The organism is Shewanella benthica KT99, assembly GCF_000172075.1.
GTDB classification, from domain to species: Bacteria; Pseudomonadota; Gammaproteobacteria; order Enterobacterales; family Shewanellaceae; genus Shewanella; species Shewanella benthica_A.
On the sequence record NZ_ABIC01000069.1, the window covers coordinates 1 to 12,842 of the forward strand.

Genomic DNA, 12,842 nt, shown 5'->3' on the forward strand with positions numbered 1-12,842 from the left:
TTCGATGACATTAGCTTTCTCTGCAGTTTGTGCAGGATTAGCCATGACATTGGCCATTAGCCCCATGATGTCACTCGGCCTATCTATTGGTAGCTTAGTCTTGTTATTTGTCACTTTAAGAAAAGCAGACACAGGTGCCGGTCTTTTTTGGGTATTTGCCTTCACTGGTATGCAAGGTGCGTCTCTTGGCTACATCCTGAATCATTACGCGGGTATGGCAAACGGCCCTCAGTTGATCATGCAGGCTTTAGGGTTAACGTCAGTGGTTTTTGTCACCCTTTCTGGATACGCCATTACCACTAAGAAAGATTTCTCCTTTATGCGTGGTTTCTTGATTGCCGGCCTTGTTATCGCAATCGTCGCGGGGATAGCGAATATTTTCATCGGTAGCGGTGTAGTATTCATGGCACTGAATGCGGGTATTGCCTTACTGATGACTGGCTTCATCCTTTATGATACTAGCCGTATCGTAAACGGTGGTGAAACCAACTATATCCGTGCAACTGTCGCTTTGTACCTGGATTTCATCAACCTGTTCATTGCCCTTCTTCACCTAATGGGCATTGGTGGTAATGACGATTAATCACTGCTGAGAATGTGTTTATCTCTAAAGAAATAACCCGTTTCAGTTCGCTTTAATGCGTTATAATGGCCCCTTACTGGGGCTATTTTTTTGCCCTTCTTAAAGTAATTTTAATCGTCACAGCTATTTTTAAGTATAACCATGAGCAAATTTATCATTCAGGTCAATGGCGCAGCCTATTCGAGTTCTGCCAGTTATAACGCCTACCAATTTTCAAAGTCCGCCCTCGAATCGGGTCACGAGATCATTCGTGTCTTCTTCTATCAAGACGGCGTCTTCAATACCAGTGGTCTCAATAGCCCTGCATCTGACGAGTTCGACCTGACGCGCTCCTGGATTGAGTTATCAGAACAATATCGGCTCGAATTGGTTAACTGTGTATCAGCCGCGTTAAGACGAGGCATCATCTCAGAGACTGAAGCCAAAGAAAACCAAGTTTCCCATTGGAACATGCAAGCTCCCTTCACTATGGGTGGTCTGGGTGAACTCGTCACAGGGTTAGAAAGCGCTGATCGATTGGTGAGTTTTTAATGAAGAAGCTAACAATTGTTTTTCGCCGAGCCCCCCACGGCACGCCTCATGGCAGAGAAGCGCTGGATCTGGCCTTACTCAGTGCCAGTTTCGAGCAAGACGTCAGTTTGCTATTTGTCGATGAAGGCGTGCTCCATCTCATGCCGGAGCAGCAACCTGAAACCGCGGGGGCAAAAGATTATATCGCGACTTTCGGGGCTCTCGAACTGTATGATATAGAAACCGTATTGGCTTGTCAGAGCTCACTGGCACGTTTCGGCTTGGCCAATAGTGAGTTAACTATCTCAGTGGAAAGAGTCACGAGTAACAACATAACTGAGCAGTTACAAGCAGCAGACGAGGTTTTAGTTTTCTAATGATCTTACACCATATCCAAACTTCACCGAATCAAGACAATGCATTAAGCTGTGCCGTTCACTATGCGGGGGAAACTGACAGTTTTTTACTCTCAGGCAATGGAGTCTATGCCCTCTTAGAAGATAAATGGCAGCTGGCGCTGCAAGATAGACGGCTCTTCCTGCTTAAAAGCGACGTACAGGCTCGTGGCCTCACCAAGCGACTCGTCGAGTATGCATGTATCGACCATAACGAATTTGTACAACAAGCGTTAATTCATAAGAAGGTGATCACTTGGTGAACCACATAGATTATCAAGAGCAAAAAATAGAAACCGACCATCAAGGCTACCTTAAGCAGGTCAGTGATTGGAATGAAGAGATTGCCGAGATCATCGCCCAAGGTGAGAATATTGAGCTCACAGTGGCACACTGGGAAGTGATTTTATTCGTACGAGACTTCTACCTAGAGTTTAAGACCAGCCCGGCGATTCGAGTATTGGTCAAAGCCATCGGCCTGAAGCTAGGTGCAGATAAAGGTAACTCTAAATACCTGTACACCCTATTTCCACTTGGACCAGCGAAACAAGCGACTAAGATAGCGGGTCTGCCTAAGCCTGCAAAGTGTATCTAATTCAATTTTAAGTTGTAGACTTAATATGACTCAGATTAAGTCTACAACTTAAAATCACCGACTGAGCCAAGCTTTATACCGATTGGTATTATAGCCAAAGCATTTTCCAGCCAAATAAAAAACCTCTATCGAGCTTGTTCCGCCCTATAGAGGTTTTAAATGAAGTTAGATAATATTCTGCAGAATAATTAACGTAGCCTCGCTAAATGTAGCAAACATGATCCCACCAAAAGAACAAATGACCACCACATAGCTAAGCCACTGAAAGTAGCGCCAACCACTATCCATTTGCTCTTCCTGTTTTGTTTTATTTTTCTACATTTTTAAAACGGTTTTGGCTCCGCTCTTCCCATTAAACTAGCACAGCCTTAATATATCGAACGAAACCCTAGCTAATATCAAGCTATTTTTTCGAGCCCATTCATATACGGACGCAGCACTTCTGGCACTGTAATACTGCCATCTTCATTTTGATAGTTCTCAAGCACAGCCACGAGTGTACGACCTACAGCCAGACCTGAGCCATTCAAGGTATGTAGTAATGCAGGTTTCTTGGCAGATTTGGCTTTATAACGCGCTTGCATACGACGGGCCTGGAAATCTTGCATGTTGCTACAAGATGAGATCTCTCTATAGGTATCCTGAGCCGGTAACCAAACTTCGATATCATAGGTCTTGCTCGCGCCGAAGCCCATATCACCGGTACAGAGAATAACGGTGCGGTATGGAAGTGCTAGCTTTTGCAGTACCGTCTCGGCATGACCGGTTAATGCATCCAGTGCAGCCATAGAATCTTCAGGCTTAACCAGTTGAACCAGTTCTACTTTATCAAATTGATGCTGACGAATAAGACCTCGAGTATCACGGCCATATGACCCCGCCTCACTTCTGAAACAAGGCGTATGAGCGGTGAGCTTAACGGGCAGCTCATCCTCGTCTATGATGGTGTCACGAGCCATGTTGGTTAATGGCACTTCAGCCGTCGGGATAAGGCTCAGGCCCTGTCCTTCTTCAGTAGCAGGTTTAGTGTGGAACAGGTCCTCACCAAATTTTGGTAACTGACTCGTGCCTAACAAGCTGTCTTCATTAACCAGCAGGGGTACATATACCTCGGTATAACCGTGCTCGTCAGTGTGCAAATCTAACATGAACTGAGCCAAGGCTCGATGCATGCGGGCGATTTGGCCTTTCATGATGATGAAACGTGAACCAGTTATTTTAACTGCACTTTTAAAGTCTAAGCCGCCGAGTGCTTCACCAAGGTCGACATGATCTTTAACTTCAAAGCTAAATTCTTTAGGTGTGCCCCAGCGACGAATTTCGACGTTCTCACTCTCGTCGGCCCCAAAAGGGACGGACTCATCGGGTAAGTTGGGCACGCTCATCGCGATGACGTTCAGTTCTGCTAATAAGGCTGACAACTCAGATTTTTTTGCATCCAGTTCGCTACCTAGCGAGCCAACTTTAGCCATGATAGGCGCAACATCTTCACCCTTTGCTTTCGCCTGACCGATAGATTTCGAGATAGCGTTACGGGATGCCTGCAGTTCTTCGGTAGCCATTTGCAATGACTTACGCTTTTCCTCTAACTTACTGAGACGCTCAACATCCAGAATAAAACCTCGGGTGGCCAGACGCTCTGCCGTGACTTCTAATTCGTTACGAAAAAATTTTGGATCTAACATGTTTTATATTCTTAATAGTTAAATGCGAGAAAAAACCAACTGCTGTCCCCAATAGACCATGAATATACACAGGCTAAGGTTCAGAGTAATATTAAAAAATGCCTTTAACCAAGCACCACTCTGAATGAGTAACAGAGTTTCGTTGGAAAAAGTTGAAAATGTGGTGAGTGCGCCTAATAGGCCAACACCAACCATAGCTTTAATTTCAGGACTGACTTCACTGACCTGACCCAAGGCATAAATAATGCCCATCATAAAGGAGCCTAGGATATTGACTAACAGTGTACCAAAAGGAAATGCAGAGCCAAATAGCTGAACCATGAAAATTGAGATCAGATAACGAAAAACTGCACCAATCGATCCCCCCAGGGCAACAAATAGAATATTATTCATACCGTTTAACCTCACTGTCCTTGTCGAGCTGAGCAAGATGCGCTAATTTGGCCTTGATCCGCTTCTCGAAGCCATGTTCCGTTGGGTAATAAAATCGACTCTTGGCCAGTCTTTGAGGAAAATAATTCTCTCCACTGGCATAAGCGTTAGGTTCATCATGGGCATAGCGGTAACCCTCACCGTAACCAAGATCTTGCATCAACTGAGTCGGTGCGTTACGTAGATGCTCAGGTACTGCATCTTGACCCGTTTCTCGCGCCAATTGACGTGCGGCCTTGAACGCCGTGTAAACCGCGTTACTCTTGGGTGCACTGGCGAGATAGACGATAGCTTGTGCCAATGCACGCTCACCTTCTGATGGACCCACGCGATGAAAACACTCCCATGCATTGAGCGCGACGGTCATGGCGACTGGATCGGCGTTGCCTATATCTTCAGAGGCAATTGCGAGTAGTCGACGTGCAATATAAAGAGGATCGCAGCCCCCTTCTAACATTCGACAAAACCAGTAAAGCGCGGCATCGGGCGCCGAGCCTCGAATCGACTTATGTACAGCAGAGATGAGATCGTAAAACTGATCGCCATTCTTATCGAAACCCGCAAGCTGTTGACCGGCAACTTCGATGATCATCTGTTCGGTGAATGATTCACCATCGGCGATCATGTCACTCATCAATTCAATTAAATTAAGGGCTTTACGTGCATCACCATCACATACATTGGCCAGTTTTTCGGCCACCGCATCGGGTATCTTGAGCTGCCTTTTACCCAGACCACGATCATTATCAATTAATGCCTGCCTGACAATTTGAATGATCTCATCATTGGTCAGTCTCTTAATCAGATAGACCCTTGCCCGGGATAACAGGGCATTGTTGATCTCGAATGAGGGGTTTTCTGTGGTCGCGCCGACAAAAATGACCGTTCCATCTTCGATAAAGGGCAAGAAGGCATCTTGCTGACTCTTATTGAACCTATGTACTTCATCAACAAAGAGCAAGGTTCTTTGACCACGGGATTCTGCAACATTTTTGGCATGTTCAATCGCCGTGCGGATCTCCTTTACACCGGACGTTACCGCCGAAATACGTTCGACATGAGCATTGGCATAATGGGCAACGAGCTCTGCCAGCGTCGTTTTGCCCGTGCCAGGCGGGCCCCAAAACAACATCGAATGAGCGCGCCCAGCTTCGAGAGCTTTACGAAGTGGCTTTCCCTCACCTAACAGATGTGATTGACCGATGAATTGTTCCAACACTTCGGGACGCATACGCGCGGCCAAAGGTCTGAAATCCGGGGCGAAATCGAAACTAAAACTGGACACGTATCTCTCTTAGCCGTTAGTTAACGGCATTTAAGCGTTGATCGTCTATATCAACATCTTCAGGCAGGATAAATTTAAACAATGACATCTCAGCTTCAGTGATGGCTGTCTGATCTGTTAGCTGAAATGAGCTCACATTGCCCTGCTGATCTTTTAACACCATCTGAGTCAAAGTCTTATCTTTGAAGCAAACTTTTACCGACTCGACACCGGCATCGACACTCTTAGGTTGTATATCGAAACAATCACCTTTCGAGGTCACTGAATACTGCGCCCAGGTTTCTTCGTCTCTATGAACGAGCAGGGCTATCGGGGACGCGGTGATCGCTTGATTAAGATCCATCACAGAGACCTGCTCGGCAAAGGGATTATAGATCCATACATCTGTGCCATCGGCGACAATCAGCGACTCGTCGGGCTCAGTAAGATGCCAATAAAACTTATTCGGGTAGGCTAAAGCAAACACGCCACTGCCTTTTTGGATCTCTTTATTATTGATGTCCGTCACCACCTGACTGAAGTTTGCCTTAAGTGTGGCCATTTCTTCTAGTTTCGCTCTAAGTGCAGATGATTCATCCGCAACAACGAGAAGTGATGCCATCAAGGGCAGTGCCATTACCAATAAGGTGACTTTTTTTCTCATAATTTTTCCTTCTAACAAATTCTGTTATCACCTTAGCCAAAGTTAAATCTTAACTAACTAAAGATTCATTAATAGCTTTTAGGCGGAGGTGGCGCCAGCACCTCACGATTACCGTTGTGTCCCTGAGAGCTGACCACTCCCTGAGCCTCCATCTGCTCAATAATACGCGCGGCGCGGTTGTAACCTATCTTAAATTTACGCTGTACACTTGAGATAGACCCTCTGCGCGTTTCGGTAACGAAGGCGACGGCTTCATCATACAGTGCATCGGTATCATCATCTGACTCGCTGGTCTCACCAGGCAACAGCACCTGCTCGCCTTCGGCTGAACCATTGATAATCTCATCGATATATTGAGGCTTACCTCGCCTATGCCAATCTGCGACCACCGCATGAACCTCATGATCGTCGATGAAGGCACCATGTACTCGAATGGGCACACTGGTTCCCGGGGGAAGGTACAACATGTCCCCCATACCCAGTAAGGTTTCCGCACCCTGTTGATCTAAAATGGTACGGGAATCGATTCGGCTAGACACCTGGAACGCCATTCTGGTTGGAATGTTTGCCTTAATCAGGCCGGTTATCACATCCACCGAGGGTCTCTGGGTCGCGAGAATCAAATGGATCCCAGCGGCACGCGCCTTCTGGGCAATACGTGCTATTAGCTCTTCAACCTTCTTGCCCACTATCATCATCATGTCGGCAAATTCATCCACTATGACCACGATTGAAGGTAATTTCTCTAACTCTAGCGCCTCTGACTCCATACTATCCGATGATTTCCACAGAGGATCAAATATCGGGGTACCCACGGCTTTAGCCTGTTTAATTTTTGCGTTATAGCCTTTAAGATTTCGTACACCCAAGGCAGACATCAACTTATATCTGCGCTCCATCTCTCCCACACACCAACGCAAGGAGTTTGCCGCATCTTTCATGTCGGTAACGACTTCACACAATAAATGCGGAATACCTTCGTAAACTGAAAGCTCCAACATCTTAGGATCGATCATGATAAAACGTACATCATCGGGGCCAGATTTATACAGCAGGCTAGTGATCATCACGTTGATGCCGACCGACTTACCAGAGCCTGTAGTACCGGCAACCAACAAATGTGGCATCTTACCTAAGTCAACTACCACAGGGTCACCGGCGATGTCTTGACCCAGTACCATACTTAGATGTGACTCATTTTCTGAAAATTCTTTGCTGTCAAGCACATCCCGCATGTATACAGTTTCACGGAACTTGTTAGGTAATTCCAGTCCTACATAGGATTTACCTGGTATAACCTCGACAACTCGAACGCTTTCAGCCAGTAATGAACGGGCTAAATCTTTCGATAAGTTAGTGATCTTAGAGGCTTTAACACCCGGCGCTAAGTCGAGCTCAAAGCGTGTTACCACGGGACCGGGGAAGATACCCATCACTTTGGCGACAATATTAAAATCGGCAAGCTTAGCCTCGACTAAGGCACCGACTTGCTCTAACTCCTCACGACTGATGGGGTTGGTCTTTCTGTTAGGCACATCGAGCAGTGAGATACACGGCAGCAGCGTGATCGGCTTCTTAGCTTTTTCTAAATCTTGACCCGGTAATACCACGATACCATCGACAATTTTTGCCGACTCTTGACCCTGAGTCTTTGTTGTGTTTTTCTCTTTATGTTGAGCATTAGTCACTGCGCCAGTGGAAGCCTTAGTATCGAAATCGATAGTATCAGTCTCTATGCTAGCGTCGAGATTTGGCATCTCAATGACAAGCTCGGCACTTTTAGCTGGACGCTGAGTCGCTGCTTCGGTTCTGATCTCTTGAATGTGAATACTCGGCTCAGTTTGATCTTTATCATCGAGGTCATCCTGGGCATCGCTATCATCGTTCCACTCTAGACGCTCATCTCTCAGGGCTCGTTTCTCTTTAAACTTATCAAACACAGACATGAAGCCTCGAGTATCTTCGGTCTCAGACGCACGTCTGCTAAAGCGCTCGGGTAATCCACGTAATAGATTAAAAATCCAGATGGCACTGAGCCCGGTAAGATCGATAACCGTAAGCCAGCTGATCCCCGTCAAGAGTGTGAAACCTGCACCGACGAAGCAAAGCAGTAAGAGTGTTGTGCCTAATTGATTGAAATAAGGCAACATGGCATCACGGATCACATCTCCGGAAACACCACCGGCAGAAAAATCATAAATATCATTGACGTTCATGCTGCTTAAGGCCGCGAAGCTGAACACGATCAGCAAAAAGCCAATAAGCCTGAGTCCCACGGAGAAATAATCTATTTCTAATAACTTATGGGTACGTTTAAACAGCAACCAACCCGTCAATGCCACGATAATAGGAATGATATAGGCGGTATAGCCGAAGAAATAGAACAAGACATCCGCCATCCAGGCACCTACGGCACCGGTGACATTTTGAATGTCACCTTTGAAGCTAGACTGGCTCCAGCCAGGATCTGAAGAGTCAAAGCTGCTGAGTGATAAAAGAATATAAGTTGCCAGCATGCAGCATAGGATGAGGCTCCCCTCTAAAATCCGCTGCACTCCGCTGAGCGTTTTAACACTATTTCCCTTAGCCAAATGAAAACCCATAAAAAGATGAAGACAGGTGAGCTTAAGATACCAAATATGACAGTCGTTTGCAGCGATTAAGCCGAGTTAAAGGCATTATCTTTATGATAATTAATGCTAGTGAACATTTTATGCTCAAAATAAAAAAGGAGCCATAATTGGCTCCTTTCTTGGAAACGTAACGACCGAATCTATAAAGTTTCGGCAGTAACGTTGATGGCAACTTTATTGGTTTGCTTAACTTCTTCCATCACTACGTAAGTACGAGTGTCAGAAACAGAGGGCAACTTGAGTAAAGTTTCGCCTAATAAGCGACGATAAGCCGACATATCTGCTACACGTGTTTTCAACAAGTAGTCGAAATCGCCAGACACTAGATGACATTCTTGAATGTCGTCCAACAATTGAACTGCACGATTGAATTTATCAAATACTTCAGCACTATCACGATTCAGTGTAATTTCCACAAACACCAGCAATGAAGCACCCAGCAAATGGGGGTTCACTAATGCGGTATATCCATTGATATACCCCTGCTTCTCAAGTCTTTTAACTCTCTCAAGGCAAGGTGTGGGACTTAAACCTACTCGTTTAGACAGCTCTACATTAGAAATGCGTCCGTCGATCTGTAACTCATTAAGTATGTTTCGATCTATACGATCTAAGTCTTTTATAGGACTCTTTTTATTATTAAGCATATTTTTAACCTTGTTTTATCACTAAAACAATATTTATCACTAGGTATGTCACAAGTTCAGCAGCATAAACTGTTGAAGTGATACTATACTAGATTTTCCTGAAACAATCACGTTCAGGACACGACAAAATAACAATTAAACCCATAAAGCATGGGTTATTATGCAGATTGAGGCTCGAAGATGATAATTGGTGTACCTAAAGAAATCAAAAACCACGAGTATCGTGTTGGTATGGTCCCTTCTAGTGTACGTGAATTGACTATTAAAGGTCATAAAGTATTCATGGAAACTAACGCTGGCAACGGAATTGGTTTTACAGATCAAGATTATATCGATGTTGGGGCATCGATTTTAGCCACAGCAACAGAAGTATTTGCTCAGTCTGAGATGATCGTTAAGGTGAAGGAGCCACAAGCTGTAGAACGTGCCATGTTACGTGAAGATCAGCTATTATTTACCTATTTACACTTGGCACCGGATCTGCCACAAACTGAAGACTTAATCAAAAGTGGAGCAGTTTGTATCGCCTATGAAACCGTCACCGATGACCGTGGCGCCCTTCCCTTACTCGCGCCAATGTCAGAAGTCGCTGGCCGTATGTCTATTCAAGCCGGTGCTATGGCGCTGGAAAAATCTATGGGCGGACGTGGCATGCTACTTGGCGGCGTACCGGGTGTAGAGCCCGCTAAAGTCGTTATTATCGGCGGTGGTATCGTGGGTACTAACGCGGCGCAGATGGCTGTAGGCCTTGGTGCCGATGTCGTTATCTTAGACCGTAGCATAGAAGCACTTCGTCGCCTCAATGCCCAGTTTGATAATCGCGTTAAAGCCATCTACTCCACTGCCGATGCCATCGAAAAGCATGTATTGGAAGCCGATCTAGTCATTGGTGGTGTACTGGTTCCTGGCGCGACGGCGCCTAAACTGGTGACTAAAGAACATATCGCTAAGATGAAGCCAGGCTCTGCTATCGTCGATGTTGCCATCGACCAAGGTGGTTGTATCGAAACATCACATGCGACCACGCACCAAGATCCAACTTATATCGTAGATGATGTGGTGCATTACTGTGTGGCTAACATGCCTGGCGCCGTGGCACGTACTTCAACGTTTGCACTTAACAATGCCACATTACCCTACATCATCAAGCTTGCCGATCTTGGTTATAGAAAAGCTCTACTCCAGGATAAGCATCTGCGTAATGGTCTAAACGTCATGCACGGTAAGATCACCTGTAAAGAGGTCGCCGAAGCATTAGATCTTGAGTTCGTTGAGCCAAAGATCTTACTCAACTAATTCACCAGAATACATTTGTGATACTAAAGGGAGCCTAGGCTCCCTTTTTTCGATTAGCACAATCTAAAAGAATCGTCATACAAAACTTTACCCCATGTAGGAAATTCCATACAATCGCAGCAATTTGCTAAAGAGCACGGAGAAAAGAATGAGTCAAGTTAGACACTGTGAACTGTTGATTTTAGGTTCAGGCCCAGCGGGCTACACTGCTGCAGTATATGCCGCTCGCGCAAACCTGAAGCCAGTTTTAATAACAGGTATACAGCAAGGCGGTCAGCTTACCACCACAACAGAAGTTGAAAACTGGCCAGGCGATGCAGATGATCTCACCGGTCCGGCATTAATGGAGCGTATGCAGAAGCACGCAGAAAAATTTGATACTGAAATCATTTTTGACCACATTAACCAAGTCAACCTCAATGTTCGTCCGTTTCAATTAAAGGGCGACAACGGTGAATTCACTTGTGATGCACTCATCATCTCAACTGGCGCTTCAGCCATGTATCTAGGTTTAGATTCTGAAGAAGCATTCAAGGGCAAAGGTGTTTCTGCCTGTGCAACCTGTGATGGTTTCTTCTACCGCCAGCAAAAGGTTGCCGTTGTCGGCGGCGGTAATACTGCTGTAGAAGAGGCACTTTACCTCAGTAATATCGCCTCCGAAGTTCATCTTATTCATCGCCGAGATACATTTCGCAGTGAAAAAATCTTAACCAAGCGACTCATGGATAAGGTTGAGAACGGTAATATTATTCTTTATTTAGACAACACACTAGATGAAGTTGTGGGTGATCAGATGGGCGTTACCGGTCTTAAGATGAAGAGCACTAAAGACGGTGCTATCAAAGAACTTGAATTAATGGGTGTTTTCATTGCCATCGGTCACAGTCCAAATACCGGCATGTTCGAAGGTCAATTAGCCATGAGTCATGGCTACATCAAGGTACAGAGTGGTCTAAATGGCAACGCCACTCAAACAAGCATTGAAGGTGTTTTTGCTGCAGGTGACGTGATGGATCAACACTACCGTCAAGCCATTACTTCGGCTGGCACAGGTTGTATGGCAGCACTTGACGCCGAACGTTACTTAGACGCATTGAAGTAACCCGCGCTCTTTCACATCGACATTTAGAGATAGTAGGCTATTGCCTACTATTTTTTTGCTTGATATTTGATAACAGTTACTCATAACCATAAAATTACAGGCATAAAAAAAGGGACCAAAGGGCCCCTTAATCAAGATGAATCAACTAATTACTTAGCTAATGCGTCTTTTGCTCTCTCAACCAAAGTTGTAAATACAACTTTGTCGAATACAGCGATGTCAGCTAGGATCTTACGATCAATTTCAATAGAGGCTTTTTTCAAACCATTAATGAAACGGCTGTAAGACAAACCATTTTGACGAGCTGCCGCATTGATACGCGCAATCCAAAGTTGACGGAATTGACGTTTCTTCTGACGACGGTCACGGTAAGCATATTGACCAGCTTTAGTTACTGCTTGCTTAGCAATACGGTAAGTACGTGAGCGAGCTCCGTAATAACCTTTGGCTAGTTTTAGTACTTTCTTGTGACGAGCACGAGCGGTTACACCACGCTTAACTCTAGGCATTGTTTATTGCTCCTTTATTAAGCGTATGGTAGTTGACGTGCAATTGCTGGCATGTCGGCTTTGCTAACTAAACATTTAGCACGTAAGTGACGTTTACGCTTAGTGCTTTTCTTGGTCAAGATGTGACGTAAATGAGCTTGCTTACGTTTGAAACCATTGGCGGTTTTCTTAAAACGCTTCGCTACACCCTTGTCAGTTTTCATTTTAGGCATTGCTAAAACTCCGCATTGGGATATTAATAAAATGCAAGGCGAACAGCGACCTTAACAGACCACTGCTACTTTTATTTGGCCCTACTATTTCTTTTTCGGCGCGAGTACCATCACAGCTTGGCGACCTTCCATTTTAGGGAAAGACTCCACTACTGCTATCTCAGCCAAGTCATCTTTAATACGATTCAAAAGTTTCATACCAAGATTTTGGTGAGCCATCTCACGACCACGAAAACGCAGCGTTACTTTCGCTTTGTCACCGTCAGTTAGAAAACGAATCAGGTTGCGTAGTTTTACCTGATAATCATTCATCGT

General features: G+C 45.2%; 17 protein-coding genes. 7 read left to right on the plus strand and 10 right to left on the minus strand.

What is annotated here, in order from left to right; translation table 11 throughout:
- The 5 genes from KT99_RS18780 to KT99_RS18800 all read left to right on the plus strand — a co-directional run.
- A partial coding sequence (locus tag KT99_RS18780; protein ID WP_005503342.1) for a Bax inhibitor-1 family protein occupies positions 1-583 on the plus strand: 583 nt, incomplete at its 5' end.
- Positions 584-724: 141 nt separating this feature from the next.
- On the plus strand, positions 725-1,114 hold the full coding sequence (tusD, locus tag KT99_RS18785; RefSeq protein WP_005503348.1) for a sulfurtransferase complex subunit TusD: 390 nt from the start codon (positions 725-727) through the stop codon (positions 1,112-1,114).
- Positions 1,114-1,470, plus strand: coding sequence for a sulfurtransferase complex subunit TusC (tusC, locus tag KT99_RS18790; RefSeq protein WP_005503358.1), 357 nt, complete (start codon positions 1,114-1,116; stop codon positions 1,468-1,470). The genes tusD and tusC overlap by 1 nt, the downstream gene beginning before the upstream one ends.
- Positions 1,470-1,751 (plus strand): sulfurtransferase complex subunit TusB, encoded by a 282-nt coding sequence (tusB, locus tag KT99_RS18795; RefSeq protein WP_005503359.1) that lies wholly within the window; start codon positions 1,470-1,472, stop codon positions 1,749-1,751. The genes tusC and tusB overlap by 1 nt, the downstream gene beginning before the upstream one ends.
- Positions 1,748-2,083, plus strand: coding sequence for a TusE/DsrC/DsvC family sulfur relay protein (locus KT99_RS18800; protein ID WP_005503360.1), 336 nt, complete (start codon positions 1,748-1,750; stop codon positions 2,081-2,083). Before tusB ends, KT99_RS18800 begins: the two co-directional genes overlap by 4 nt.
- Positions 2,084-2,248: 165 nt before the next feature.
- Here KT99_RS18800 and KT99_RS23330 read toward each other — a convergent pair whose 3' ends face one another.
- The 7 genes from KT99_RS23330 to lrp form a co-directional block, all read right to left on the minus strand.
- Complete coding sequence (locus tag KT99_RS23330; RefSeq protein ID WP_005503361.1) at positions 2,249-2,371, minus strand: hypothetical protein; 123 nt, start codon at positions 2,369-2,371, stop codon at positions 2,249-2,251.
- A 110-nt stretch (positions 2,372-2,481) separates the two neighbouring features.
- Positions 2,482-3,768, minus strand: a complete 1,287-nt coding sequence (gene serS / locus KT99_RS18810; RefSeq protein ID WP_005503362.1) for a serine--tRNA ligase — start codon at positions 3,766-3,768, stop codon at positions 2,482-2,484.
- A gap of 18 nt (positions 3,769-3,786) precedes the next feature.
- On the minus strand, positions 3,787-4,161 hold the full coding sequence (gene crcB, locus KT99_RS18815; RefSeq protein ID WP_005503363.1) for a fluoride efflux transporter CrcB: 375 nt from the start codon (positions 4,159-4,161) through the stop codon (positions 3,787-3,789).
- The gene (locus KT99_RS18820; RefSeq protein ID WP_005503364.1) at positions 4,154-5,485 is read right to left on the minus strand and encodes a replication-associated recombination protein A; all 1,332 of its coding nucleotides are present in this window, start codon (positions 5,483-5,485) and stop codon (positions 4,154-4,156) included. Before KT99_RS18820 ends, crcB begins: the two co-directional genes overlap by 8 nt.
- Before the next feature lie 16 nt (positions 5,486-5,501).
- Positions 5,502-6,128: an outer membrane lipoprotein chaperone LolA gene (lolA, locus tag KT99_RS18825; protein WP_005503365.1), complete on the minus strand. Its 627-nt coding sequence runs from the start codon at positions 6,126-6,128 to the stop codon at positions 5,502-5,504.
- A 68-nt stretch (positions 6,129-6,196) separates the two neighbouring features.
- Entirely contained in the window at positions 6,197-8,719 is a 2,523-nt protein-coding gene (locus tag KT99_RS18830) for a DNA translocase FtsK (RefSeq protein ID WP_040572221.1), read from the minus strand.
- Positions 8,720-8,901: 182 nt separating this feature from the next.
- The gene (lrp, locus tag KT99_RS18835; protein WP_005503367.1) at positions 8,902-9,408 is read right to left on the minus strand and encodes a leucine-responsive transcriptional regulator Lrp; all 507 of its coding nucleotides are present in this window, start codon (positions 9,406-9,408) and stop codon (positions 8,902-8,904) included.
- A gap of 180 nt (positions 9,409-9,588) precedes the next feature.
- On the opposite strand from lrp, the gene ald reads away from it, so the two are divergent.
- Both ald and trxB read left to right on the plus strand, forming a co-directional pair.
- On the plus strand, positions 9,589-10,704 hold the full coding sequence (ald, locus tag KT99_RS18840) for an alanine dehydrogenase (RefSeq protein WP_005503377.1): 1,116 nt from the start codon (positions 9,589-9,591) through the stop codon (positions 10,702-10,704).
- Between the two features lie 148 nt (positions 10,705-10,852).
- Positions 10,853-11,806 carry a thioredoxin-disulfide reductase gene (gene trxB / locus KT99_RS18845; protein ID WP_005503397.1) on the plus strand — a complete coding sequence of 318 codons (954 nt, stop codon included), beginning with the start codon at positions 10,853-10,855 and terminating at the stop codon, positions 11,804-11,806.
- 149 nt (positions 11,807-11,955) lie between these two features.
- Here the strand turns inward: trxB and rplT are convergent, their stop codons facing one another.
- The 3 genes from rplT to infC form a co-directional block, all read right to left on the minus strand.
- On the minus strand, positions 11,956-12,315 hold the full coding sequence (gene rplT / locus KT99_RS18850) for a 50S ribosomal protein L20 (RefSeq protein ID WP_005503399.1): 360 nt from the start codon (positions 12,313-12,315) through the stop codon (positions 11,956-11,958).
- Between the two features lie 17 nt (positions 12,316-12,332).
- Positions 12,333-12,527: a 50S ribosomal protein L35 gene (rpmI, locus tag KT99_RS18855; RefSeq protein ID WP_005503401.1), complete on the minus strand. Its 195-nt coding sequence runs from the start codon at positions 12,525-12,527 to the stop codon at positions 12,333-12,335.
- A gap of 84 nt (positions 12,528-12,611) precedes the next feature.
- Positions 12,612-12,842, minus strand: a 231-nt coding sequence (infC, locus tag KT99_RS18860; protein ID WP_005503403.1) for a translation initiation factor IF-3, incomplete at its 5' end; no start/stop codon positions are given.